The following is a 24,835-nucleotide window of genomic DNA, read 5'->3' as shown; positions in this document are numbered from 1 at the left end:
TGCCTCCTACAGTCCCCAACCCCGCTACCCGACACTGTCTTCGCACAGAGTTTCCCGTAGGTCGGATTAGGCGAAGCCGTAATCCGACAGTGAGGCACCCAACGTTGGCAGGAGCGGCCGGAAAGGGTGGGCAGGACCGTCGCGCGCGGGACTCGCGCGTCGAGCCCCCAAGGATGGGTTTACGGCGTGTCCTGCCCGGTCTTTGCGGCCGCTCATACCCATGGGTATCAACGGGCTCGCCTCTTCCAACGGCGTGTCTAACGACAATGAGGAACAGAAAATGTCTGCTCGTACGCTTTATGACAAATTGTGGGATGCGCATCTCGTGCAGCAGCGCGACGATGGCTCGGCGTTGATCTATATCGATCGCCACATCATCCACGAAGTGACCTCGCCCCAGGCGTTTGAAGGTCTGCGTCTGGCCGGACGTAAGCCCTGGCGGGTGGATTCTATTCTGGCGACGCCCGACCACAATGTGCCGACATCGGCGCTTGAGCGGGCCAGTGGGGTGCAGGGCATTCAGGACCCGGTGTCTCTGATTCAGGTGCAGACCCTCGACGACAACTGCGATGAGTTTGGCATCGTTGAATACAAAATCAACGATCACCGCCAGGGCATTGTGCATGTGATCGGTCCCGAGAGCGGCGCGTCGCTGCCCGGTATGACGATCGTCTGCGGTGACTCGCATACCGCCACCAACGGCGCCTTGGGTGCACTTGCGCACGGCATTGGCACCAGTGAAGTCGAGCATGTGATGGCGACCCAGTGTCTGGTGGCCAAGAAAATGAAAAACATGCTCGTCAAGGTGGAGGGTGTCCTCGGCGAGGGCGTGACCTCCAAGGATGTGATTTTGGCGATTATCGGCAAAATCGGTACGGCCGGCGGCACCGGCTACGCCATCGAGTTTGGCGGTCAGGTCTTTCGGGATATGAGCATGGAAGGGCGCATGACTGTCTGCAATATGGCGATCGAAGCCGGTGCGCGCGCGGGTATGGTGGCGGTGGATCAGACCACGATCGACTACGTCAAAGGCCGTCCGTATGCGCCTAAAGGCGAAGACTGGGATAAGGCCGTTGAAGCCTGGCGGGATCTGGTCAGCGACGAAGGTGCGGACTTTGACAAGGTGATCGAGTTGCACGCCGACGATATTCTGCCCCAGGTCAGTTGGGGGACCTCGCCGGAGATGGTGGTTCCGGTTCATGCGAGCGTGCCTGATCCGGACCAGGAGAGTGACCCGGTCAAACGCGAGGGTATGAAGCGCGCGCTCGACTATATGGGGCTCAAGGCCGGACAGCCGATGACCGCGATCAACCTGGATCGGGTGTTTATCGGTTCCTGCACCAATTCGCGCATTGAGGATATTCGTGCAGCGGCTGCGGTGGCCAAGGGGCGCAAGGTGGCCAGCAGTATCAAACAGGCCATGGTGGTGCCGGGTTCCGGTCAGGTGAAAGCGCAAGCGGAAAAAGAAGGTTTGCACCTGATTTTGCTGGAGGCCGGTTTCGAATGGCGCGAGCCGGGCTGCTCCATGTGCCTGGCCATGAATGCGGACAAGTTGGGGGCAGGGGAGCACTGTGCGTCCACCTCGAACCGCAACTTTGAAGGGCGTCAGGGCTACGGCGGGCGCACCCACCTGGTGAGCCCCGCGATGGCGGCGGCCGCGGCTATCGCCGGTCATTTTGTCGATGTGCGGGAATTGACCGCTACAGCGGCATGAGGAGAATTAAACCATGAAAGCATTTACCCAACACACCGGTATCGCGGCGCCCATGGATCGGGCCAACGTCGATACCGACATGATTATTCCGAAACAGTTTTTGAAGTCCATCAAGCGGACCGGCTTCGGTAAAAACCTGTTTGATGAGCTGCGCTATCTGGATGAGGGGCAGCCCGATCAGGAGTGCACCGGGCGACCGTTGAACCCGGAATTTCCGCTTAATTTTGCGCGCTACAAGGGTGCCAGCGTTTTGTTGACACGCAAAAACTTTGGTTGCGGTTCTAGCCGTGAGCATGCCCCCTGGGCCCTGGAAGACTTCGGTTTTCGCAGTGTGATTGCGCCGAGTTTTGCGGAGATTTTCTATAACAACTGTTTTAAGAACGGGATCCTGCCGATTACCTTGTCGGAAGAGGTTGTCGAACAGCTGTTTCAGGAAATGTATGCCCACGAAGGCTATGCGTTGGCCATTGATCTTGAAGCGCAGACCGTGACCACGCCCGGTGGCGATGTGTTCGCGTTTGATATTGACGAGTTCCGCAAGCACTGTCTGCTTAATGGTCTGGACGATATCGGTTTGACTCTGGAGCACGCGGACGCCATCAAGGCGTACGAGACGCGTCGGCGCAAAAAGGCCCCCTGGTTGTTTGACGCCGTGCGCGGTTGATGACAGATGGTGCGGGTTGTCGGGTTACGCCTTCGGCTAATCCGACCTACACGGACAATGGCACGAGGTATCCAGTAGGTCGGATTAGCGCAGCGTAATCCGACACCTGAAGCACCAAACCCTAACAAAACATTTTTGAAAATAGGAAAAACACCGTGACCAAACACATCCTGGTACTCCCCGGCGACGGCATCGGACCTGAAATTGTCGCCGAGGCCCAAAAAGTACTGACCAGAGTCAATGACACTCACAACCTGGGGTTGACCTTCGAAGAAGATCTCATGGGCGGCTGCGCCATTGACAAGCACGGCGTACCTCTCGCCGACGAGACCCTGGCGCGCGCGCGCAATGCAGACGCTATTCTGCTTGGCGCCGTGGGCGGCCCCAAATGGGACAAGCTCGATCGCGCCATCCGTCCGGAAAAGGGCTTGCTGAAAATGCGCTCGGAGTTGGTGCTCTATGCCAACTTGCGTCCGGCGTTACTCTACCCCCAGCTGGTGGAGGCTTCCTCCCTGAAGCCGGAAGTGGTGTCCGGTCTGGATATTCTGATTGTGCGCGAGCTGGCAGGCGGCATTTATTTCGGTGAACCCCGGGGTATTCGCACGCTGGACAATGGCGAACGCGAGGGGTACAACACCTATAAGTACAGTGAAAGCGAGATCGAGCGCATTGGCCGCAGTGCCTTCGAGATGGCGCGCAAACGCAATGGCAAGCTCTGCTCGGTGGACAAGGCCAACGTCCTGGAGGCGACCATGCTCTGGCGCGAAGTCATGGATCGTTTGGCGCCGGAGTATCCGGATGTCGAGCTCAGCCATATGTACGTCGACAACGCCGCCATGCAACTGGTGCGCGCGCCCAAGCAGTTTGATGTGATTGTCACCGGCAACATGTTTGGTGATATTCTGTCTGACGCGGCAGCGATGTTGACGGGCTCCATCGGTATGTTGCCCTCGGCGTCTCTGGATAAAGACGGGCGGGGGATGTATGAGCCCTGCCACGGCTCGGCCCCGGATATTGCCGGGCAGGGTATTGCCAACCCGCTGGCGACGATCCTGTCGGGCGCCATGATGTTGCGCTACTCTCTGGGCATGCCGGAGGCGGCGGAGGCGATTGAGGCGGCGGTCGGCAAGGTGCTGGATCAGGGGTATCGCACGGCGGATATCCATACAGAGGGTACCCGGCGGGTGTCGACCTCCGAGATGGGGGATGCGGTGCTGGCGGCTTTGGGCTAGTGACCGACTGGCGCGTTTCGACCGGTTGCGACGGGCTGACAGCAACCTACATCGCGCCAGACGGTTAACCGCCGAAGCTGATGGTTGAGGGCGGGTATCCCTTTCCGGGACCGTCTGCCGCCTGGACGGCGGCAGTCGAGCCCCCAGGGATGGGTTTACGGCGTGTCCCGGAAAGGGATGCCCGCCCTCAACCCTCGAAATCCGAGGTTTGGAAGTAAAAGAGTTTCAACTTGAGTAGAGGAGAGAAGGTATGAAAGTAGGTTTTGTAGGTTGGCGCGGTATGGTCGGCTCGGTGCTGATGGAGCGGATGCAGGCGGAGAACGACTTTGCCGATATCGATCCGGTGTTTTTCTCTACCTCGAATGCCGGCGGTCAAGCGCCAGCAGTGAAGAGTGGCGTTCCGCCGCTGAAAGATGCCTTTGATCTCGACGCGCTCAAGGCGCTCGATGCAATTGTGACCTGTCAGGGTGGCGACTACACCAATGAGGTGTTTGGCAAGCTGCGCGAAGGGGGCTGGAAAGGCTACTGGATTGACGCCGCCTCGACCCTGCGTATGGCCGATGATGCGGCGCTGGTGTTGGATCCGGTGAACCTGGATGTGATTGAAGAAAGTATCAGTAGCGGCGTTAAAAACTACGTTGGCGGTAATTGCACTGTAAGCCTGATGCTGATGGGCCTGGGCGGGCTGTTCCGCGAGGGCCTGGTGGAGTGGGTCACTTCGATGACGTACCAGGCCGCCAGTGGTGCCGGTGCCCAGAATATGCGCGAATTGTTGAGCCAGATGGGCGCACTGCGCGATGCGGTCAAGCCCGAGCTGGACAATCCCTCGTCGGCGATTCTTGATATTGACCGTAAAGTTGCCGAAACCATGCGTAGCAGCGGTTTTCCGACCGACCAGTTTGACCACCCGCTGGCGGGCAGTCTGTTGCCGTTTATCGACAAGCAGCTGGACAACAAGCAGAGTAAAGAAGAATGGAAGGGGCATGTCGAGACCAACAAGATTCTGGGTCGCAGCGATAACCCGATCCCGATCGACGGTCTGTGTGTGCGCGTGGGTGCCATGCGTTGCCACAGCCAGGCGCTGACCATCAAGCTGACCAAGGACGCGCCTCTGGATGAAATCGAGTCGATCATCGCCGAGGCCAATCAGTGGGCAAAAGTGATTCCGAACGAGCGTGATGCGTCTCTGCGCGGTCTGACGCCGACAGCGGTGACTGGCACGCTTGAAGTGCCGGTGGGTCGTTTGCGTAAAATGAACATGGGGCCTCAGTACCTGTCCGCGTTCACAGTGGGTGATCAGTTGCTGTGGGGCGCTGCGGAGCCTCTGCGCCGCGTCTTGCGTATTCTGAAAGAAGCCTGATTTAGGCGCGGAAAATCACATTTTCCGCTTTTTAAAACCCCCGACCGAGTGTCTCGATCGGGGGTTTTTGCATTTTTTTTGTGGCACAGTCCAAGAAATGAGAAAAAAGATGCCAGGTGCATTGACTTGTATGGGTTATAAGTATTGATAAAAGCCTATTTATAATGAATACTTACGAACATTAGTGAAGATGCATTCGAGCTCTTGGGGGCTAAGTGCATCCCTTAAAACGCTTCTATCGTGCCCTTGGGAGCCGCCGGAAATGGCGGTAGTATTATCAGGCACAGGGCGCCAGGGAGATAATAAAGGATCAATCTATGCATCTGCTTCGCAAGCTGATTACGCTGAGTGTGTTTGCCTTCGTTGCTGTCGCGCAACAGGTCAGCGCTATGGGTTTGGGGGAAATTACCCTGGAGTCAGCCCTGAACCAGCCGCTTGAGGCTGAGATCAGGCTCCTCAATGTGCGTGAACGTCACGCCAGCGACATCGTCGTGCGCATGGCGCCGGGGGATGACTTTCGGCGCGCCGGAATTCCGGTCGAGGCGTTTCACCGTGAGGTAGAGTTCACCGTCGACCTGGATGCTCCAGGTGGTCCCGTTGTCCGCTTGAGCAGTCAGCGCCGGGTGCGCGAACCCTTTTTGAATTTTCTGGTAGAAGCCCGCTGGCCCAGCGGCCGCCTGTTGCGTGAATACACCCTTCTGTTTGATCTGCCTACCTTTGATGACGATCAGCCCGCACAGCCGGTAGAGGCCGCACGTCAGGCACCGACACAGCCGCGCCAGGCCCCCGCGACACAACCGCGGACCGAACCGCGTCGCGAGCAGCCCCAGCGAGAGGCGACCCCGGCGCGAGCGCGCGGCGATGTTTACGGGCCCATTCAGGCCAACGATACCCTCTGGGAAATTGCTTTGCGGGTTCGGCCCGATCGCAGCGTCTCGGTCCAGCAAACCATGCTTGCCTTGCAGCGCGCCAACCCCGAGGCTTTTATCGACGGTAACATCAACCTGCTGCGCCGCGGTCAGGTCCTGCGTGTGCCCGATGCTGATGAGATTCGCTCGCTCAATAATCAACAGGCCGTTTCCCAAGTGGCTGCGCAGAATCGTGCCTGGTCCGAGCGTACCACCGGAGCCCAGCTGGATGCCGGTCAGCGCCGCGCCGCGCCGCAGCGCGAGGCGTCGGAGCCGTCAGGTCAACTGCGTCTGGCTACCCCGGGTAGTGCCGAGGGTGCACAGACAGGTCGAGCAGACGGTGCGGACGCCCGCAGCGAACAGCTCGCCGGTGAGTTGTCCGCCACCCAGGAAGAGCTTGATAAGTCTCGCCGGGAAAACACTGAACTGACCTCTCGGGTGCGTGAGCTTGAAGAGCAGATCGACACCATGGAGCGCCTGATCCAGGCCAGCAATGAGCAGCTGCGGGCCCTGCAGTTGGCCGCCGAAGAGCGTGCCAGCGTTGAAGACGCGGTTGTCTCAGAGGACGTTGAAGCCGAGCAGGCAGCGCCAGCGGATATAGCAGATGCTGAAGCGCGCGCTCAGGAGCGCGCTGAGCAGGCCGCGGAGGAAGAAGCGGAAGCGGCTCGTGCCCAGGCCGAAGCTGAAGCTGCTGCAGCCGCCGCCGAAGCCCCTGCTCGTGACCCTTCTCGTGTGGTTGGTGCGCCAGCGCGGCCCTCGCTATTCGATCGATTGCAAGATTTCCTGCTCCCGCTTGTGGGGTTGTTACTGGCGCTGTTGGTAGCCGCTTGGTATATCGTGCACCGTCGCAAGGCTGGAGCCGATGATCGTGACGACGAGGTCGTCGATGAAGATCTGATCGGGGATGACTATCGCGCGGAAGACGACAACGACGAAGATCTATTCAGTTTTGATGAGCAGGCCGGTGACGGAGAGTCCTTAGACGAGACCTATGACGGCGCGGGACAGGAGACGAATCAGGACGACAGTGACATTGATGCCGAGACTGGCGACGTTGTCAGTGAGGCCGAGATCTATATTGCCTACGGCAAGCTGGATCAGGCGGAAGAGTTGTTGCTCAAAGGGCTGTCTCGAGAGCCCGGGTCCGCTGCCATCCTTTCAAAACTGCTGGAGGTCTACGCCGCTGACGAGAACACGGAAGCCTTCGAGACTTATTATTCGCAGCTCACCGCGACGGGCGATCAGGCGCGAATTGCGGATGCCAATGCGCTCAGAGCCCAGTTGCCGGGCCTGGTTGCTGCTGCCGGCGCCACAGACACCCCTGCGTCGAGTGACGGTGACGATGACCTGGTTTTTGACTTGGGTGATTTTGACGATGACGAGCCGGCGTTTGGCCTGGATGAAGAGCCGGGTTTTGAAGCAGAGAAACCGCTGATTGATGATCCTGACGCGCTTGATGGTCCCGAGCAGGCCTACGACCTGTCATTTGACGAGTCCGAGACCGACGCTGCCACGGAAGATGCAGGAGAGATCGAGAGTCTGGACTTTGATCTGTCTGATGATTTTGACAGTGGTGCTGTTGAGTCCGAAGACGCGAGTGCCTCTACGGCGGTTGCACCGGCTAGTGCGTCCGATGATGAATTCAGCTTCGACCTCGACAGTGATCTCTCTCTGGACGACGAAGCTCTCGGTGGTGATGCTGGCAAACCCGAGTCCAAAGATGACTCTGCTTTGAGCTTGGAGGGTGATGACGAGGCCGCCGATCTTGAGTTCGAGTCCCCGGGTGATGTCAGTGACGACGATTTCACTTTTGACTTCGACAGTACGGATACCTCCGGCACGCCCTCAGACGCAACCGCCCAGGCAGATGTCGATGAGGATGCCTTCGATGTCAGCCTGGACGACGTTGATACGAGCTCCACTGAGAAGACGGCTCAGGCGCCTGCCCAGGAAGCGGGGCAGGAAGACGAGTTCGACCTCGATATGGATATGGGCGATGTCGATTTGTCCGCGCTGGATGACGAGATGTCGGAACTGGATGCGGACCTGGAACTCGACGCCCAGCCGGAAGCCGGGCCCGAGCAGGAAACGCCCGCAGAGGCTGAGTCCGAACAGGCACCCGAGCAAGTGTCCGAAGAAGCAGAGCCCGTGGCTCGCCCGCCGGAAGAGGACCTGTCGGACGATGAAATGGATGCCGAGCTGGATTTCTTGGCCGACACAGACGAAGCGTCAACCAAACTCGATCTGGCTCGCGCCTATATCGATATGGGGGATAGCGACGGTGCCCGGGACATCCTCAACGAGGTGATCGAAGAGGGTAGCGAGGAACAACGTAAAGAGGCGGAGGCGCTGATCGCGCGCGTCGATAGCTAACTCGACTCGAGTGTCCGGCAAAGCCTTGCGCCTGTGGTGCAGGGCTTTGTTGTTTCTGAGTCCCTGTAAAGCGAGTCTCTTCCAAACGTTAAAGTTACTAGCAGTTAAAAACAATGATTCGATCCGAGTACCGACGCAACGGCGAAATCTTTCCCGACACGCCCTGGCCTGAGGGGATGCGCCGGGTGGCGCTCGCCGTAGAGTATAATGGCGGCGCTTTTCACGGTTTCCAAACCCAGCGCTCGGGCGTTGTTACGGTTCAGCAGAGCCTTGAACAGGCGCTCTCAGCGGTTGCCGCCGAGCCCATTACCCTGGTGTGCGCCGGCCGCACCGATGCCGCCGTGCATGCCACCGGGCAGATTGTCCATTTTGATACTCTGGCGCAACGTCCCATGAAAGCCTGGATTCAGGGCACCCGTGCGCACCTGCCGCACGGTATCAGCGTGCGCTGGGCGCAAGAGGTGCCGCCCGGGTTTCATGCCCGGTTCAGCGCCCGTTCGCGTACCTATCGCTATCTGATCTCTGACCGCCCCAGTTACTGCGCCCTGTTGCACGACCAGGTCACCTGGAGCCGTCACACACTCGCCGTTGATAAAATGCGCCGCGCCGCTGAGGCGCTCGTGGGTGAGCACGACTTTACCTCCTTTCGGGCCAGCCAATGCCAGGCGAAAAGCCCGGTTCGACGCATCGAGCACCTGCATATCGTCCGTCGAGGCGAACTGATCGTACTAGAAATAAAGGCCAATGCCTTTTTGCACCATATGGTGCGCAATATTGTCGGGGTGTTGATGAGCGTCGGGGCAGGGCATGCGCCCGAGTCCTGGGCTGCCGAGGTGTTGGCCGCGCGCGATCGCACGTCGGGTGGCATCACCGCCCGACCCTTCGGGCTCTATTTGGTCGCGGTTGACTACGCGCGCCACTGGGCCTTGCCGGGGCTTGTGCCGGGGCCCTTGTTTTTGTCAGATCCCGTGGGTGGGCTGCTGGAATAGCAGCAATTTTGCCGAATTTCTGGTAGTATCCGCGCTTTATTTGTGGGAGCAAGGCTTTGAATCCGGTGCGGGTAAAAATCTGCGGCATCACCTCTGTTGCCGATGCGCGAACCGCCGTGAATGCTGGCGCTGACGCCATCGGTCTGGTGTTTTATGCGTCCAGTCCGCGGCGTGTGGATCTCGAACAGGCGCGCTCGATTGCGCTTGCGGTGGGGCCGCTGGTGACTACCGTCGGGTTGTTCGTCAATGCCGAGGCCGACTTTATCGAGCAGGTTCTGGCACGGGTGCCATTGAATTTGTTGCAGTTCCACGGTGATGAAACCCCGGAGGCCTGTGCCCGCTGGCAGCGACCCTATCTGAAAGCGCTGCGCATGCGCCCCGGGCTCGATGTCGGCGCAGAGGTGGCGCGCTATGCTGGTGCCAGCGGCATTCTTCTCGATGCTTACCGCCCGGGCGTGCCCGGCGGCACCGGAGAGAGCTTCGACTGGCAGCGTTTCCCTCGCGAAGCCGAGCGGCCCCTGGTCCTGGCGGGCGGCCTGACACCGGGGAACGTTGCCCAAGCGGTTGCGCAGACCCATGCACGCGCCGTGGACGTCAGTGGTGGTGTTGAGTCCGCGCCTGGTCGCAAGGATCCCGACAAGGTCTACGCCTTTATTGCGCAAGCAAAGCAAATTAACTGATGCAGGTGAAGAATACGTGACTAAGTCCAAGCAGTACTCCGCAGTTGATTACAGCCAGTTTCCCAATGCCGAAGGCTATTTCGGAGAGTTTGGTGGCCGGTTCGTGTCAGAAACGCTGATTCACGCCCTGGAAGAGCTGGAAGCGATTTACACGAAGCTCAAGGATGATCCGGATTTTCAGGCCCAGTTTGACAAGGACCTGGCCTACTATGTCGGTCGGCCCTCGCCGCTGTACCACGCCGAACGTTGGAGTCGGGAGGTCGGCGGTGCGCAGATTTATCTCAAGCGCGAAGACCTTAACCACACCGGTGCGCACAAGGTCAACAACACCATCGGCCAGGCTTTGCTGGCAAAATTCACCGGCAAACGCCGGGTGATTGCTGAGACCGGAGCCGGTCAGCACGGGGTTGCCAGTGCGACTGTGGCCGCGCGCCTGGGACTGGAATGCGTGGTTTACATGGGCGCTGAAGACGTCAAGCGCCAGGCGCTCAACGTCTATCGCATGAAGTTGCTGGGGGCCGAAGTGGTGCCGGTGACCTCAGGCTCCAAGACCCTGAAAGATGCCCTTAACGAGGCCATGCGCGACTGGTCGACCAACGTCGATGACACTTTTTACATCATTGGTACCGTCGCTGGGCCACACCCCTATCCGCAGTTGGTACGTGATTTTCAATCGGTGATCGGACGTGAAGCCCGGGCTCAGAGTCTGGAGCAGACTGGCCGCTTGCCGGATGCGCTGGTGGCCTGTGTCGGTGGTGGTTCCAATGCGATTGGGCTGTTTCACCCCTTTTTGGGCGATGATGGCGTTGAAATGTACGGTGTGGAGGCCGGCGGTGAAGGTGTTGCCACCGGGCGCCATGCCGCGCCACTCAACGACGGTGTGCCGGGCGTGTTGCACGGCAATCGCACTTATCTGATGGAAGACGAAAACGGTCAGATTATCGAGACCCATTCGGTATCAGCCGGTCTGGACTATCCGGGTGTCGGGCCCGAGCATGCCTGGTTGAAGGATATCGGTCGAGTCAATTACGTCGCCATCAACGATGATGAGGCGCTGACCGCGTTTCGTAAGCTGACCCGCACCGAGGGCATCATGCCGGCGCTGGAAACCAGCCACGCCTTGGCCTACGCTGAAAAACTGGCGGCGACCATGCGCCCGGATCAGCACATTGTGGTCAATCTTTCCGGCCGTGGTGACAAGGACATTCTGACGGTAGCCGCACTCGACGGTATCACCGTTGACGGCGTCAACATCTCATAATGAAGGAAGTGAGCTCAATGAGTCGAATTAGCCGTTGTATGGCGGAAGCCAAACAGCAGGGGCGTAAGGCCCTGGTTGCGTACATTGTTAATGGCGATCCCTACCCGGAGGCGACCCTGCCAGCAATGCATGCCCTGGTTGCTCAGGGTGTGGATATTATCGAGGTGGGGGTTCCGTTTTCCGATCCGATGGCCGAGGGCCCTGTGATTCAGCGTGGGCATGAGCGGGCGCTGAGCCACAATATCAGCTTGCGCGGCACCTTTGAGCTGGTCAAAGCCTTTCGTCAGCAAAACAGCGAGACCCCGGTGGTATTGATGGGTTACGCCAACCCGCTTGAACGTATGGGCTATCAACAGGTCGCCGATGCTGCAGCCGAGGCCGGGGTAGACGGTCTCCTTACCGTGGATTTGCCGCCGGAAGAAGTGGTGCAGTTCAAGGCTGCTCTGGACAAGGTCAATCTGGACAATATTTTCCTGCTGGCCCCGACCACCAGTGTCGAGCGCGCCCGCCGTATTTCAGCTCTGGCCAGCGGCTTCCTTTACTATGTGTCACTCAAAGGTGTGACCGGAGCCGGGCATCTGGACGTCGATGCGGTCAAGGCCAAGCTTGAAGAGTTTGGCGAGCTGACCGGGCTGCCGATGTGCGTCGGTTTTGGTATCAAGGACGCGGCCTCGGCGCAGGCGGTTGCACGTCTGGCGGACGGGGTTGTGATTGGTAGCGTCCTGGTTGATAAAATGGGCTCTATGGGGTCGGCTTCGACCGATGATATAGCCGCTGCCGTAGGTGAAATTGCCGGGTCAATCAGGGCCGGGCTGGATAGCCTATAATACGAGTAACTGAGTTTTTTGTTGGGGCACTCGCGGTGCCCCCTCGACCATCCGAAGCAGAGAGAAATAGATCAATGAGCTGGTTGGAAAAGATTGTCCCCAATGTGGTCCGTTCTGATGCCAAACGTGGCGGTGGCAGCAAAGTCCCGGAAGGGTTGTGGAAAAAATGCGTCAAGTGCAGTGCGGTACTTTATCGCCCGGAGCTTGAGCGCAACCTGGATGTTTGTCCCAAGTGTGAACATCACATGCGCATTGGTGCGCGGGCGCGTTTGAATATGTTTCTCGACGAAGCGAATCGAGAGGAGCTGGCGACCGACGTTGAGCCAATCGACCGGCTCAAGTTCAAGGATGTGAAGAAATACAAAGAGCGCCTGAGTACCGCCCAGAAAAATACCGGTGAGAAGGATGCGCTGGTGGCCATGAAGGGCGAGCTCAAGGGTATGCCTGTGGTGGCTGTGGCTTTTGAGTTTGCGTTCCATGGCGGTTCGATGGGTTATGTGGTGGGCGAGCGCTTCACCCGCGCAGCCCAAGTGGCCCTCAAAGAAAATATCCCCCTGGTGTGCTTTTCCGCTACCGGCGGTGCGCGTATGCAAGAAGCACTGATTTCCCTGATGCAGATGGCTAAAACCAGTGCCGTGATTGAGCGCCTCAAGCAGCAGGGCACACCTTACATTTCGGTAATGACTGACCCGGTTTACGGCGGCGTATCTGCCAGTCTGGCGCTGCTGGGTGATATCAATGCGGCTGAGCCGGGCGCACGTGCCGGTTTTGCGGGCCCCAATATTATTGAGCAGACCATTCGTCAGAAGCTGCCCAAAGGCTTCCAGCGCAGTGAATTCTTGCTTGAGCACGGTGCGATCGACATGATCATTCACCGCCGTGACATGCGCGATAAAGTCGCCGGCTTGCTGGCAAAGTTTACCCATAAATTTGTCAACTGATCGGCCCGCATGCGCTATACCCGGCTAGCTGACTGGCTGACCTGGCTCGAGCAGGCCCACCCCCGGGAGATTGATCTCGGCCTGGAACGGGTCGGCGAGGTGGCCAGGCGTCTAGCCTTGGCAACGACTCGGGCCAGGGTCATCAGTGTCGCTGGCACCAATGGCAAGGGCTCGTGTGTCAGCGCGAGCACGGCCTTGCTGCTGGCGGCGGGCTGGTCCGTCGGCAGCTATACCTCCCCCCATCTGCTTCACTATCGCGAACGTATTCGGATCAACGGCGAGCCCGTTGACGACGAGGCTATCTGCCGCGCCTTTGCAGCGGTGGATGAAGCGCGCGCCGAGTTGAGTCTGACCTATTTTGAGTTTGGCACGCTGGCGGCATTGTGGCTGTTTCGTGAGCACGACGTCGACGCCCTGGTACTTGAAGTGGGGCTGGGCGGGCGTCTGGATGCGGTGAACATCATTGATGCTGACGTCGCCGTGGTGACCAGTATCGCGCTCGATCACCAGGACTGGTTGGGGGCTGACCGTGACGCCATAGGGCGCGAAAAGGCCGGTATTGCCCGAGCCGGGCGTCCGTTGGTGTGTGTTGACCCCGATCCGCCCGAAGGGCTGCGCGCTGCGGTGTCGCAGTCGCGGGCGCAATGGCTGCCGGTGGCTGTCCCCGAGCAGGAGCCTGATGGAAGCTGGTACTGGCGTGGGTATCCGGACACCTCCACGGGTGCAGCCATTCAGGTGCTGGGGCCCTTTCGTGGCTCTCCGTTGCCCTTGGCCAGCATTGCAGCGGCCATTCAGGCCGTGGTCCTTCTCGGTGTGGCGCCCGACATTGAGTGCTGGCGCGAAACGCTGGGCACTTTGCGCTTGCCAGGGCGCTACTACCGACCGGACTGGCGGTTGGCGGAGCGTGTTGACCTTGTCCTGGATGTGGCTCATAACCCTGCGGCAACGGCTTATTTGGCGGGCAAACTGGCGGGCGACCCGGTGAACGGAAGTACTCGGGCCGTTGTCGCAATGATGGCGGACAAGGATATCCCGGGCACGCTCGAGCCGTTGACAGGCCTCATTGACTGTTGGTATCTCGCCGAGTTGTCCGGCAACCCGCGTGCCGCCGCGCCTGAACGTCTGGCGTCGGCCCTGACCGGTGCCGCCGAGCGGACCCTCGGGGGGTCGGTAGCCGATAATCTCGCTCGGGCTTTGGCAGCGAGCGCACCGGGTGATAGAGTGTTGGTATTGGGCTCATTCTTTACCGTTGCTGACGCCCTGGCCTGGGGTGAAGCACTTGGAGAGGGAGAGCAGGCGTGACTCAGAAGCTTAAGCAGCGCCTTGTGGGCGCCTTTGTGCTGATTGCCCTGGCGGTGATTTTTCTGCCCAGTTTTGTCAAAGAGAACCAGCCCTACCGGGTCGATACTGATACCCGTATTCCCGAGCCGCCCGCCATCGAGGCGCGCGAGTTTGCTCGTGCGCAGCCGTCAACGCCATCGGAGCCAGCGCCGGAGCCGGAAACCATGTTTCTCTCGGCCGATGAAAACCAGCCGGTGGTTGATTCCCTCGCGGAGGCTCGGACTCAGGCGGTGGAATCCGAGCCAGAGTCCGAGCCGGAGCCTGACACAGAGGCAAGTCCCACTGGCCTTGATGAACAGGGCGAACCGACTGCCTGGGTGGTTCAGGTGGCGAGTTTTTCCCGTGCCCAAGCGGCAACGGACCTGCGTGATCGCTTGCAAAGCGAAGGTTTCCGCGCCTATGTCCGCTCGGCAAATACCGCCAGTGGTGAGGTTAGCCGCGTGTTTATTGGTCCCAAGCTCAGTCGTGCTGAGGCGCTCGAGACCAAAACGGCGATCGATCAGCTGCTTTCCGTGGAATCGCTGGTAGTGCGCTTTCAACCGTAAATGGGGATATTGATGCCGATCCGGACTATGCCCGCCGGCAAGCGCTCTGCTAAAATGCGCGCTCAACAAACGCGGGAGATGCGCTGCCAATGAATTGGGCGGACTGGGCAATACTCGGGATTCTGCTGTTATCCAGCCTTATCAGCCTGAAACGGGGTTTTGTGCGTGAAGCGCTGTCTCTGGTGACCTGGGCAGTCGCCTTTATTGTCGCGATGCTGTTTGGCGAGCGCCTGTCTCTTCTGTTGGTCGATCTGATCGAAACTCCCTCTGTGCGTGAAATGGTGGCCTTCGCGACGCTGTTTGCCGCGACGCTGGTAGTGGGGGCCATGGTCAATTACCTGATCGGTGAACTGGTGCGCATGACCGGCCTGTCGGGCACTGACCGGCTCTTCGGTGTAGTCTTTGGCGCCGCCAGGGGTCTGGTGGTCGTGATGGCACTGCTGATTCTGTTGCCCGCGCTGATTCCGGTCAACGAGGACGGTTGGTGGCAGGAATCGACGTTGATTCCACACTTTTTGGCGTTCGAGGATTGGGCGCGCAACCTGGCGTATGATATTGGCCAGTTTTTTGTCTCGCTGTTCGAGTAAGCTCGAGCGGCCACAGTAAATCAAGTAGCAGTATTAAAGGTGAGTGCTTATGTGCGGTGTGGTTGGTATCGTCGGTAAAAGCGACGTCAACTTGCAGGTTTATGATGCGTTGACGATTTTGCAGCACCGCGGCCAGGATGCGGCGGGAATTATGACCTGTCAGGACGGCACACTGGCGCAGCAGAAAGGCACTGGGCTGGTCAAGGATGTGTTTCGCACTCGGCACATGCAACGGCTGGTGGGCAACATGGGTATCGGCCATGTGCGCTACCCCACGGCGGGCAGTTCCGGTCCTGCGCTGGCTCAGCCTTTTTACGTGAACTCGCCTTACGGTATCGGTTTGGCCCATAACGGTAACCTCACCAACGCCGAGCAATTGGCGGAGGATCTGTTTAAGACTGACTTGCGGCACCTCAACACCGACTCGGACTCGGAAGTCCTGCTCAACGTCTTTGCCCATGAGCTGCAATTGCGCGGTCAGTTGACTCCGTCCGAGGACGATATTTTTGCCGCCGTAGCCGGCGTTCATCGCCGCGCCGTGGGCGGTTACGCCGTGGTTGCACTGGTAGCCCGTTACGGATTGGTAGCATTTCGGGACCCCCACGGCATTCGGCCGTTGGTGTACGGCAAGCGCGACACCGACAAAGGCGTCGAGTATATGGTGGCGTCCGAGAGCGTCGCCCTCGATGTGCTCGGTTTCGAATTGATTGCCGATGTCGCCCCCGGCGAAGCGATCTTTGTCACCAGTGACGGCCAGTTGCACAAGCGCCGGTGTGCCGATCACGCCGAGCTGAGCCCCTGTATTTTTGAGCATGTCTATTTTGCTCGCCCGGATTCCATTATGGACGGTGTGTCCGTTTACAAGGCGCGCTTGCGTCAGGGTGAAAATCTGGCCGAGAAAATTTTGCGCGAGCGGCCTCATCACGATATCGACGTGGTGATTCCCATTCCGGACAGTAGCCGGGTGGCAGGTCAGGCCCTGGCCAACGGTCTGGATGTCAAGTTCCGCGAGGGACTGGTGAAAAACCGCTATATCGGGCGTACGTTTATTATGCCCGGGCAGCAAGAGCGCCGAAAATCTGTACGCCAGAAACTCAATACCATTGAGCTTGAGTTTCGCGGTAAGAATGTGTTGCTGGTGGACGACTCTATTGTGCGCGGTACCACCTGCCAACAGATCATTCAGATGGCGCGGGACGCTGGCGCCCGAAAAGTTTATTTTGCTTCAGCGGCGCCGGCGGTCAAGTATCCGAATGTCTACGGTATCGACATGCCGTCAGCGAAAGAGTTGATTGCCCACGGGCGCACAGAAGAGGAAATTTGTCAGGAGATAGGTGCCGACTGGCTGATCTATCAAGACCTGAAAGACCTGGTGGCGGCCTCGGCAGAGGGCAATGAGACTATCGCGCATTTCGATTGTGCCGTTTTTGATGGCAAGTATGTAACCGGCGATGTCGATCAAATTTATCTCGACCGACTGGAGGCCGCGCGTAACGACGTGGCCAAGGCCAAAGTCGGGCGCAAAACCGAGCGTCCTGAAGCGACGCTGATAGGGCTGCACAACGATGCGGCCGAAAGTCACTGAGGCAGGAAGATCATGGACCATCCGGACGATCCATTGGCAAGCGCAGAACTGGATACCCTGGCGGTGCGCGCCGGGCAGGTGCGCTCGGCCGAGGGCGAGCACAGCGAGGCCCTGTTTCTAACGTCCAGCTATGTGTTCGGTAGTGCCCGCGAGGCCGCCGATCGCTTCTCTGGCGAGCAGCCGGGCAACGTCTACTCACGCTATACCAACCCCACTGTACGCGCCTTTGAGCAGCGCATGGCGGCGCTCGAAGGCGCCGAGTCGGCGGTGGCGACCGCCTCGGGCATGGCGGCCATCCTCAGTACCTGCATGGCGCTCCTGGCACAGGGCGATCACCTGATCTGTTCGCGCAGTGTGTTCGGCACCACGACGGTGTTGTTGAGCAAGTACATGACCAAATTTGGCGTCGATGTCACCTTTGTCGATCCGCTTGATGAGGCGGCGGTGGCGGCTGCATTTACGCCCAAAACCCGGATGCTGTTTGTCGAAACGCCCTCCAACCCGCTGTGTGAGGTGGTTGACCTTGAGCGTATGGCCCATCTTTGCCATCAGCGCGAGGCGTTGTTTGTGGTCGACAACTGCTTTTGTACACCGGCGCTCCAATTACCACTGCGCTTTGGCGCAGACCTGGTGATTCATTCCGCCACCAAGTATATCGATGGCCAGGGTCGCTGCCTGGGCGGCTTGGTTGCGGGGCGTCAGGCGCTGGTCGACGAGGTCTTGGGCTTTATTCGCAGCGCCGGGCCGACCTTGAGCGCCTTCAATGCCTGGGTCTTTCTCAAGGGGCTGGAAACCTTGCGCCTGCGCATGGATGCCCATTCCAGCAATGCCCTGGCGCTGGCGCAATGGTTGCAGGTACAGCCTGGCGTTGAGCGTGTCTACTACGCGGGGCTACCCGAGCATCCGGGGCACGCGCTCGCGCGTAAACAGCAACGGGGCTTCGGCGGCGTTCTGTCGTTCTCCGTGAAGGGTGGGCAGGCCGAAGCCTGGAAGGTGATAGACGCGACCCGGTTGATGTCGCTGACGGCCAATCTCGGTGACGCCAAAACCACGATTGTCCATCCGGCCACCACGACCCACGGTCGCCTGACACCGGAGCAGCGTGCCGAGGTGGGTATCGGTGACAATCTGATTCGGGTGGCTGTCGGTCTTGAGGCGCTCAGCGATTTGCAACGAGACCTGACGCGAGGGCTGTCGAGCTTGTAATTTACCCCCGGGAATCCATCAGAAGGCGGCGATTCATGCGCGATAATATTCAGGCGGTAGTGGCCGAAATCGGCGATGTTCTCTACGGCAAGGAAGAAAAGATCAAGTTGGCGCTGACCTGCCTGCTCTCCGATGGCCACCTGCTGATTGAGGACCTGCCCGGTATGGGCAAGACCACCCTCGCGCACGCGCTGGCCCAGGTGCTGGGATTGAGTTATCAGCGGGTTCAGTTCACCAGTGATATGCTGCCCGCGGATATTCTCGGCGTGTCGGTGTTTGACACCGACACCAGCCGCTTCCGTTTTCACCCGGGGCCTGTCTTTACCCAATTACTGCTCGCCGATGAAGTCAATCGCACGACGCCCAAAACCCAGAGCGCGCTGCTGGAAGCGATGGAAGAGGGGCAGGTGAGTATTGAGGGGGAAACCCGGCCACTGCCCGATCCCTTCTTTGTTGTTGCCACGCAAAACCCTCAGTCCCAAATGGGCACCTTCCCGCTGCCCGAGTCGCAACTCGACCGCTTTCTGATGCGTATCAGCTTGGGCTATCCCGATCCGGCCTCCGAAAAACGCCTGTTTACCGGCGGCGACCCGCGCGCCCAGGTCAGCGCGATTCGGCCACTGCTCAAGCCCGAGCAACTGCCGGAGATCAAAGCGGCCATCGCCAGGATCAAAACGTCGGATAGCCTGATCGATTACCTTCAACGGCTGATTCATTACACCCGTCACGACAGCGACTTCAGCATCGGACTCTCCCCCCGGGGTGCGCTCGCGTTGTTGCGTGCAGCAAAGACCTGGGCTTATATTCACGGCCGCAGCTTTGTGATTCCGGAAGATATTCAGGCGCTGGTGCCCGCCGTGGTCACGCATCGGATTACACCCTCGGCCAATTGGGGCGACAGCGGCGAACACGCCCTGGTGACCCAACTGCTCAATGCCGTGGATGTGGTGAGCCCGTGCGCCACCTGAGAGCCCGACTGCGCGACCGGATTATGGACTGGGCCGACCGTCGGGCGCCGCTGGCTGAGCGGGTTACTCTCAGGCACAAAACCATTTACATTCTGCCCACGGCCACTGGCGGCGGTTTTTTGCTGTTGGTGATACTGCTCTGGTTGATGGGTACCAACTACGAAAACAATCTCGTGCTCGCCAGTGCGTTTTTACTGCTGGCGTTACTGCTCGTCTCGACCCTTCACGGTTTTCGCAACCTCTCTGGACTCACTCTCACAGTGACGCAATCTCATGCGGCTTTTGCGGGTGAACACGCGGAGTTTGAAGTGCTGCTGCAAAGTGCGGGTGGCAGCCGGCATGACAATATTCATCTGAGCTGGGACCCGGCCCTGGTGGTGGAAGCTGATCTGATCGATTGTTCGGAGCGGCACTTGAGCCTTTCCGTACGCAGTCGGCGCCGGGGCTGGTTGCGGCCCGGGCGGCTGCGGGTCAGCAGTCGCTTCCCGCTGGGTTTACTCGAAGCCTGGTCCTGGGTTCAGCTCGATACCCGGGCGTTGATCTATCCGGCACCGGAGCCATCCGTCGAGCCGCCGGTAGCAGCGCTAGATGCGCGCCATGAGGGCGAAACCCTGAGTGCGGAAAACCGTGAAGAATTCCAGGGCTTTGTGCGCTATCAGGCCGGTGCCGCGCTTACCCGGGTGGCATGGAAGCACTTTGCTCGCGGCGCGGGCCTGCACCTGAAGGATTTTGCCGGGTACCAGAGCCGACAGATCTGGCTCGACTGGGATGCGGTGCCCGAGCGCGATCCTGAGCGCCGCTTGGCCCAACTATGCTACTGGGTGTTGACCCTGGCCCAGGGCCCGGATGAGTACGGGCTGCGTTTGCCCGGACGCCAGCAGCCTCTGGGGCGCGGACCGGAGCACCGGGATGCGTGTCTGCGGACACTGGCGCTTTGGGGTTTGCCTGAGGACCAGAACAGTGCGTGAACAGGTGCAGATACCCCGTCAGGCCCTGACCTGGGCGCTGATTGCCCAAGCGGTGGTGTTGGCGCCGCACAGTCTGCATATGCCGGTCTGGCTTTGGGGCGTCTGGCTGCTGGCGGCACTGTGGCGCTGGCAGGTCTACCGCGGCGCCTGGGCCTTTGCCGGGTTTTGGGTGCGCGCGGTTCTGGTGGTGATCTGTGCCGGGGGGCTGATGTTGGGCGCAGGCTGGAGTTTTGGCACCGAGACCATGGTCAGCCTGTTACTTGTGGGCTTTGTGCTGAAGCTGTTGGAAGTCAAAAATCGACGTGACTTCGTGGTGCTCTGCTTTTTGGGCTACCTCGCCAGTGCCAGCCAGTTTCTCTTCAAAACCGATTTGTTGGCCAGTGCCTATGGCCTGATATCCATTGCGCTGGTGACCACCAGTCTGGTCGCCTTGCATCAGTCCCTGAGTGGTTATCGCCCCAGGCGCAGCCTGATGTTGGGTGGCTCGCTGATGCTTCAGGCGCTGCCGGTGATGGTCGTGCTGTTTTTGCTGCTGCCCCGGGTGGGGTCGCTCTGGAGTGTGCCCACCAACGAGTCGGTGGCACGCACCGGTCTCAGCGACGAAATGGCGCCCGGTGATATCACCCAATTGAGTCAGTCGCGCGAGCTCGCCTTTCGGGTAACCTTTGAAGGCGAGCCGCCCCCAACCCGCGACCTTTACTGGCGGGCGCTGGTGTTCTCCGAATTCGATGGCCGCCGCTGGACCCAGAGCAGCCGCCAGCAGTTGCACTCCCTGGTGGATTGGGAGGGTGATGCCGACTGGCGCGCACAGCTCGAAGGCCTCGGACGGGAAGTCAGCTACGAGATCATGCTCGAGCCCAACCGGCGCCACTGGCTCTATGTCTTGTCAGCGCCTACCCAGTGGAGCGATGACATTGGCATCGGCCGGGAGTTTCGCCTGCAGCGACGCCAGCCCGTCACCCAGCGCTTGCGCTATCGGGTCACCTCGGCCCTGGACTACCGCTATGACCCTGAACCCCTGCCTCAGTGGCTGCGTCAGCAGGAGCTTCAGCTGCCTGCTCAGGGCAACCCTCGCACTCGGGCATTGGCGCAGCAGTGGCGGGAGGAGGGCGATGATGGGTGGCAGCTGGTGGAGCGTTTCAATCGCTGGATTGCCGATGAGTTTCGCTACACCCTCGAACCGCCGCCCCTTGGAGACGACAGTGTCGATGAGTTCTTGTGGCAGAGTCAGGCCGGCTTTTGTGAACACTTTGCCAGTGCCTTTGTGTTCTTTATGCGCGCCGCCGGCGTGCCCGCCCGGGTGGTGCTGGGTTATCAGGGCGGTGAGTTGAATCCGCTTGAGAATTACCTGCGTGTGCGCCAGCAGGAGGCGCACGCCTGGGCCGAAATCTGGCTGCCTGAGCGGGGCTGGGTGCGAGTCGATCCCACCGCCGCGGTTGCGCCAGAACGTATTGAAATGGGGTTGTTGTCCTCCCTGGATGCCACAGAAAGTGCCCGCATCACCGGTCCACTCGACGGCGTTGCCTGGGCGGTGAATCTGCGTTTGCGCTGGGATCTGATCAACTACCAATGGCACCGGCGGGTGCTGGGTTACGACGCTGAGGCGCGGGAGAGTTTTCTGCTGCGCTGGCTCAGGGGCACGGACCCCTGGCGGGTCGCGGTAAGCCTGACGGTCACTCTGATTCTGGTTACCGGCCTGATTGTCCTCCGGGCCTGGTGGCAGCGTCGGCCGCGCTATGCACAACCGGCGGACCGCTATTGGTTACAGCTTCAACGGCGCCTGAGCAAAGCTGGCTATCCGCCGCGCCCGGGAGAGGGGCCGCGCACTTACAGTCACCGACTGGCTGGCGTCTGGGCCGAGCGCGCTCCCGATGCTGCGCGTCAGCTTATTCAGATTGCCGAACTCTATGAACGCGTTAATTACGGGGGCAACCGCCGGGCGCTGACCGACCTGATCCGTTTGAGTCGGGCTTTCAGGGTCACCGAAATGCGATCAGCGCCGCTGTAACTGCCACGTTGAGCGATTCAACGCCGTTGTTCATTGGGATACGCACCCGCTGATTGCACTGCGCCAATACGTCCTTGGACACGCCTTCAGTTTCATTCCCCAGCACATAAATACAGGCCTCTGAGGGCTGGTAATCCTTCAGGGTGTACTTGGCGTGGGAGGAGAGGGCACAGGCATCGGCGCCTTGCTCACGGGCTTGTGCGAGCGCAGGAGCGAGTTGTTCGCAGCGCAGTATCGGGGCACGGAACAGGGTGCCGGCACTGGCTTTGATGACCAGTGGGTCGATCTGGGCACTGCCCTTGCGGGGCACGAGTATGCCGTCGATATTGCCCGCGCAGGCTGAGCGAATGATCATGCCAAGGTTCTGCGGATTGCTGATGCCATCGAGCGCAAGCAGGGTGTAGCGTGCCGGCGGCCGGGCCAGAAACTCCTCGAAGTGTTGATAACCCGGAAGAACCAAGTCGGCGGCGACCCCCTGATCCTGACGCACATTTTTGGAAATGCGCGAGAGCTCGGCACGCCCGTGGTAGCAAATTTCCGCCCCCTTGGCTTTGGCCGCTCGGATGATGTCCTCGAGGATACCGGCTGACTTGTTGCTGTCCGCGAGGTGCAGGCGGTGGCAGCGGGTATTGGGGTCGCTCAGTGCCTCCAATACCGGCTTGCGACCGTAGACGGTGAGCAGGGAATCGTAAAAACGCTTTTTCTCACGATAGGCCTGGCTATCGCCTTCAGGATGGTGACTCATTAATGCATAAACCGGGTAGGGCGGGGAGCAGGGGCTCCCCGGTTGTGGGCTAAGTGCGCAAGTAGCAGTCTTCGTCGTTCTCGACCAGCGCCTTGAGAATCAGGCTGCGGTTGATGATGCCCACCAACTTCCCGTCGTCAACCACCGGGTAGATTTTGGGTTTGTGCTTGAGCATGGTCTGGGCAATTTCTACGATACTGGTATTGGGCGTGACGGTCAGGACATCGGTCTGCATGACCTTGGTCACCGACGGTGGTTCGTCACAAAACATGGCATTATTGAGCATTTCCTTGATGCAGTCTTGTTCGGACACGAAACCCACCACCGTTTTTTTATCGTCGATCACGGGCGCGCCGGGAATCTTGCCTTTGACAAGACGGCTGACCACTTCGGCGATATTGGCGCTGACTGAGATGGCATTGGTATCCCGCTGCATATAGTCTCTCACCAAAATCGAATGCATAGTGTAATCCTCTGCTGCATTGGTGTTAAAAATTAGACGTAAGGCTATTCCGTCGTTCTAAGCATAGCCCAGTTTGGATTGGCCTGCGCCCTAATCAGGCGTCCCGCTCACGGCGCGGGCAGGCACAGATGCGCTTGTAAGCATTGACGGCATTGTCCAGGCCCATCGTCAGAGCGTCAACGGTCAGGGCGTGACCAATCGAAACCTCCAGCAGGCCGGGTAGGCGGCAGAAGTTGTCGAGATTATCCAGATTCAGATCGTGGCCGGCATTGAGCTCCAGACCGATCTTCCGGGCGTGCACTGCGGCTTGGAAGTAGCGCTCAAACAGCGCGTCATATGCGTCGTTGCGGCTGGGGTAGGCCGCAGCGTAGGGGCCGGTGTAGAGTTCTATACGTTCGACCCCCAGAGCCTTCGCCAAATCCAACTGCTCAATGTCCGGATCCATAAACAGGCTCACACGAATACCGAGCGTCTGCAACTCAGCGACGATGGGTGCCAGCGATGCGCTGGCCTGATGCAGGTCAAAACCATGATCCGAGGTGAGCTGGTCATCGCTGTCGGGCACCAGAGTGCATTGGTGCGGGCGAGTTTCGCGCACCAATGCCATAAAACCCGGGTAGTCACCCTCAGGGTCGGCAAACGGGTTGCCCTCAACATTAAACTCAATGCCAGGATAGTTGGCGACCAGTGCCGCCAGCTCGCGCACATCGCTCGGGCGAATATGGCGCTGATCGGGGCGCGGGTGCACTGTCAGCCCATCGGCCCCTGCGGCGAGCGCCTGGCGTCCATGGTTGACCACATTGGGGTAGTTGCCAGGGCGGGAATTGCGGATCAGGGCAATCTTGTTAAGATTGACGCTGAGCTTGGGGTTGCTCATTCGGTGTCCTCGGATTCGCGACTAACCTCAATACGTTCGGCACGCAAAATGCGGATAGGTTCATTGGGTGCGTCCGGGTATTCGCGGTAGCGGCCGCGCGGTTCGCGTGCGATGGCCTGAACGACGGCGCCGCCTTCAATCACACGACCGAAGACGGTATAGCCGGGTGCTTCCCCTTGAGGATCGAGGCTGGGGTTGTGGCGCAGGTTAATATAAAACTGCGCCGTCGCGCTGTCAGGATCGGCGGTACGCGCCATGGCGACGGTCATATACCGATTCTGCAACCCGTTGTGGGACTCGTTGACCACCGGTTCGCGGGTTTCCTTGCGGGTAAAATCAAAGGTCATACCGCCCCCCTGAGCCACAAAGCCGGGGATCACGCGATGGAAAATGGTGCCCGCATAGAAACCGCTATCGACGTAGGCGAGGAAGTTTTCGACGGTTTTGGGCGCGGCCTCCGGGTCGAGCTCCACGACCAGGTCGCCCAGGTCGGTGCTCAGGCGCACCAGGGGGGCGGGCTCGGCCGCACTCGCCGCGCTCACGGTGAGGGCAGCCAGCAGCGCGCCAAGGGATATAAGCAATTTCCTTATCAT

The 24,835-nt window shown here is 59.8% G+C and carries 22 protein-coding genes; 18 read left to right on the top strand and 4 right to left on the bottom strand.

Annotated features, from left to right (window positions below):
- The first annotated feature begins 280 nt into the window (after positions 1 to 280).
- The 18 genes from leuC to DKW72_RS08745 all read left to right on the top strand — a co-directional run bounded on the left by leuC (position 281) and on the right by DKW72_RS08745 (position 22,157).
- Positions 281 to 1,714, top strand: coding sequence for a 3-isopropylmalate dehydratase large subunit (leuC, locus tag DKW72_RS08830; protein WP_111642075.1), 1,434 nt, complete (start codon positions 281 to 283; stop codon positions 1,712 to 1,714).
- Positions 1,715 to 1,727: 13 nt separating this feature from the next.
- The gene (gene leuD / locus DKW72_RS08825) at positions 1,728 to 2,378 is read left to right on the top strand and encodes a 3-isopropylmalate dehydratase small subunit (RefSeq protein WP_111641982.1); all 651 of its coding nucleotides are present in this window, start codon (positions 1,728 to 1,730) and stop codon (positions 2,376 to 2,378) included.
- Between the two features lie 155 nt (positions 2,379 to 2,533).
- A complete protein-coding gene (leuB, locus tag DKW72_RS08820; RefSeq protein ID WP_111641981.1) occupies positions 2,534 to 3,610 on the top strand; it encodes a 3-isopropylmalate dehydrogenase in 1,077 nt (358 codons plus the stop codon).
- A 250-nt stretch (positions 3,611 to 3,860) separates the two neighbouring features.
- Positions 3,861 to 4,970, top strand: coding sequence for an aspartate-semialdehyde dehydrogenase (asd, locus tag DKW72_RS08815; protein WP_111641980.1), 1,110 nt, complete (start codon positions 3,861 to 3,863; stop codon positions 4,968 to 4,970).
- Between the two features lie 317 nt (positions 4,971 to 5,287).
- Positions 5,288 to 8,251, top strand: a complete 2,964-nt coding sequence (locus DKW72_RS08810; RefSeq protein ID WP_111641979.1) for a FimV/HubP family polar landmark protein — start codon at positions 5,288 to 5,290, stop codon at positions 8,249 to 8,251.
- Positions 8,252 to 8,364: 113 nt separating this feature from the next.
- The gene (gene truA / locus DKW72_RS08805) at positions 8,365 to 9,240 is read left to right on the top strand and encodes a tRNA pseudouridine(38-40) synthase TruA (RefSeq protein WP_111641978.1); all 876 of its coding nucleotides are present in this window, start codon (positions 8,365 to 8,367) and stop codon (positions 9,238 to 9,240) included.
- A gap of 65 nt (positions 9,241 to 9,305) precedes the next feature.
- Positions 9,306 to 9,920, top strand: a complete 615-nt coding sequence (locus DKW72_RS08800) for a phosphoribosylanthranilate isomerase (RefSeq protein WP_111642074.1) — start codon at positions 9,306 to 9,308, stop codon at positions 9,918 to 9,920.
- Positions 9,921 to 9,936: 16 nt separating this feature from the next.
- Entirely contained in the window at positions 9,937 to 11,181 is a 1,245-nt protein-coding gene (gene trpB / locus DKW72_RS08795) for a tryptophan synthase subunit beta (RefSeq protein WP_111641977.1), read from the top strand.
- A gap of 17 nt (positions 11,182 to 11,198) precedes the next feature.
- A complete protein-coding gene (gene trpA, locus DKW72_RS08790) occupies positions 11,199 to 12,008 on the top strand; it encodes a tryptophan synthase subunit alpha (RefSeq protein ID WP_111641976.1) in 810 nt (269 codons plus the stop codon).
- Between the two features lie 74 nt (positions 12,009 to 12,082).
- Positions 12,083 to 12,949, top strand: coding sequence for an acetyl-CoA carboxylase, carboxyltransferase subunit beta (gene accD, locus DKW72_RS08785; RefSeq protein WP_111641975.1), 867 nt, complete (start codon positions 12,083 to 12,085; stop codon positions 12,947 to 12,949).
- Positions 12,950 to 12,958: 9 nt separating this feature from the next.
- Positions 12,959 to 14,251: a bifunctional tetrahydrofolate synthase/dihydrofolate synthase gene (gene folC / locus DKW72_RS08780; RefSeq protein WP_111641974.1), complete on the top strand. Its 1,293-nt coding sequence runs from the start codon at positions 12,959 to 12,961 to the stop codon at positions 14,249 to 14,251.
- A complete protein-coding gene (locus DKW72_RS08775; protein ID WP_111641973.1) occupies positions 14,248 to 14,835 on the top strand; it encodes an SPOR domain-containing protein in 588 nt (195 codons plus the stop codon). Before folC ends, DKW72_RS08775 begins: the two co-directional genes overlap by 4 nt.
- Before the next feature lie 89 nt (positions 14,836 to 14,924).
- Positions 14,925 to 15,422 carry a CvpA family protein gene (locus DKW72_RS08770; RefSeq protein ID WP_111641972.1) on the top strand — a complete coding sequence of 166 codons (498 nt, stop codon included), beginning with the start codon at positions 14,925 to 14,927 and terminating at the stop codon, positions 15,420 to 15,422.
- 49 nt (positions 15,423 to 15,471) lie between these two features.
- A complete protein-coding gene (gene purF, locus DKW72_RS08765) occupies positions 15,472 to 17,007 on the top strand; it encodes an amidophosphoribosyltransferase (RefSeq protein WP_111641971.1) in 1,536 nt (511 codons plus the stop codon).
- Between the two features lie 12 nt (positions 17,008 to 17,019).
- On the top strand, positions 17,020 to 18,213 hold the full coding sequence (locus DKW72_RS08760) for an O-succinylhomoserine sulfhydrylase (protein WP_111641970.1): 1,194 nt from the start codon (positions 17,020 to 17,022) through the stop codon (positions 18,211 to 18,213).
- Between the two features lie 35 nt (positions 18,214 to 18,248).
- The gene (locus tag DKW72_RS08755) at positions 18,249 to 19,181 is read left to right on the top strand and encodes an AAA family ATPase (protein WP_111641969.1); all 933 of its coding nucleotides are present in this window, start codon (positions 18,249 to 18,251) and stop codon (positions 19,179 to 19,181) included.
- Complete coding sequence (locus DKW72_RS08750; protein ID WP_111641968.1) at positions 19,169 to 20,149, top strand: DUF58 domain-containing protein; 981 nt, start codon at positions 19,169 to 19,171, stop codon at positions 20,147 to 20,149. Before DKW72_RS08755 ends, DKW72_RS08750 begins: the two co-directional genes overlap by 13 nt.
- Positions 20,142 to 22,157 carry a transglutaminase TgpA family protein gene (locus DKW72_RS08745; protein WP_198411284.1) on the top strand — a complete coding sequence of 672 codons (2,016 nt, stop codon included), beginning with the start codon at positions 20,142 to 20,144 and terminating at the stop codon, positions 22,155 to 22,157. Before DKW72_RS08750 ends, DKW72_RS08745 begins: the two co-directional genes overlap by 8 nt.
- Here DKW72_RS08745 and DKW72_RS08740 read toward each other — a convergent pair.
- The 4 genes from DKW72_RS08740 to DKW72_RS08725 form a co-directional block, all read right to left on the bottom strand.
- A complete protein-coding gene (locus tag DKW72_RS08740; RefSeq protein ID WP_111641966.1) occupies positions 22,129 to 22,902 on the bottom strand; it encodes a TrmH family RNA methyltransferase in 774 nt (257 codons plus the stop codon). The two genes, DKW72_RS08745 and DKW72_RS08740, sit on opposite strands and share 29 nt — an antisense overlap.
- A 49-nt stretch (positions 22,903 to 22,951) precedes the next feature.
- On the bottom strand, positions 22,952 to 23,365 hold the full coding sequence (locus DKW72_RS08735) for a CBS domain-containing protein (RefSeq protein WP_111641965.1): 414 nt from the start codon (positions 23,363 to 23,365) through the stop codon (positions 22,952 to 22,954).
- 94 nt (positions 23,366 to 23,459) lie between these two features.
- Positions 23,460 to 24,242 carry a pyridoxine 5'-phosphate synthase gene (locus DKW72_RS08730; protein WP_111641964.1) on the bottom strand — a complete coding sequence of 261 codons (783 nt, stop codon included), beginning with the start codon at positions 24,240 to 24,242 and terminating at the stop codon, positions 23,460 to 23,462.
- On the bottom strand, positions 24,239 to 24,832 hold the full coding sequence (locus tag DKW72_RS08725) for a peptidylprolyl isomerase (RefSeq protein WP_232522368.1): 594 nt from the start codon (positions 24,830 to 24,832) through the stop codon (positions 24,239 to 24,241). The genes DKW72_RS08730 and DKW72_RS08725 overlap by 4 nt, the downstream gene beginning before the upstream one ends.
- Positions 24,833 to 24,835 lie beyond the last annotated feature (3 nt).

The organism is Marinimicrobium alkaliphilum (genome assembly GCF_003259155.1).
GTDB classification, from domain to species: Bacteria; Pseudomonadota; Gammaproteobacteria; order Pseudomonadales; family Cellvibrionaceae; genus Marinimicrobium_A; species Marinimicrobium_A alkaliphilum.
Note: the sequence above shows the minus strand (reverse complement) of the source record. Positions and strands in the feature narration are given on the sequence as shown.

Coding starts and splice junctions, on each gene's coding strand:
- DKW72_RS08740 (WP_111641966.1), bottom strand. CDS start 22,902: ATGAGTCACCATCCTGAAGGCGATAGCCAGGCCTATCGTGAGAAAAAG.
- folC (WP_111641974.1), top strand. CDS start 12,959: ATGCGCTATACCCGGCTAGCTGACTGGCTGACCTGGCTCGAGCAGGCC.
- DKW72_RS08760 (WP_111641970.1), top strand. CDS start 17,020: ATGGACCATCCGGACGATCCATTGGCAAGCGCAGAACTGGATACCCTG.
- DKW72_RS08770 (WP_111641972.1), top strand. CDS start 14,925: ATGAATTGGGCGGACTGGGCAATACTCGGGATTCTGCTGTTATCCAGC.
- trpA (WP_111641976.1), top strand. CDS start 11,199: ATGAGTCGAATTAGCCGTTGTATGGCGGAAGCCAAACAGCAGGGGCGT.
- DKW72_RS08730 (WP_111641964.1), bottom strand. CDS start 24,242: ATGAGCAACCCCAAGCTCAGCGTCAATCTTAACAAGATTGCCCTGATC.
- asd (WP_111641980.1), top strand. CDS start 3,861: ATGAAAGTAGGTTTTGTAGGTTGGCGCGGTATGGTCGGCTCGGTGCTG.
- DKW72_RS08810 (WP_111641979.1), top strand. CDS start 5,288: ATGCATCTGCTTCGCAAGCTGATTACGCTGAGTGTGTTTGCCTTCGTT.
- leuD (WP_111641982.1), top strand. CDS start 1,728: ATGAAAGCATTTACCCAACACACCGGTATCGCGGCGCCCATGGATCGG.
- DKW72_RS08735 (WP_111641965.1), bottom strand. CDS start 23,365: ATGCATTCGATTTTGGTGAGAGACTATATGCAGCGGGATACCAATGCC.
- truA (WP_111641978.1), top strand. CDS start 8,365: ATGATTCGATCCGAGTACCGACGCAACGGCGAAATCTTTCCCGACACG.
- purF (WP_111641971.1), top strand. CDS start 15,472: ATGTGCGGTGTGGTTGGTATCGTCGGTAAAAGCGACGTCAACTTGCAG.
- leuC (WP_111642075.1), top strand. CDS start 281: ATGTCTGCTCGTACGCTTTATGACAAATTGTGGGATGCGCATCTCGTG.
- DKW72_RS08755 (WP_111641969.1), top strand. CDS start 18,249: ATGCGCGATAATATTCAGGCGGTAGTGGCCGAAATCGGCGATGTTCTC.
- accD (WP_111641975.1), top strand. CDS start 12,083: ATGAGCTGGTTGGAAAAGATTGTCCCCAATGTGGTCCGTTCTGATGCC.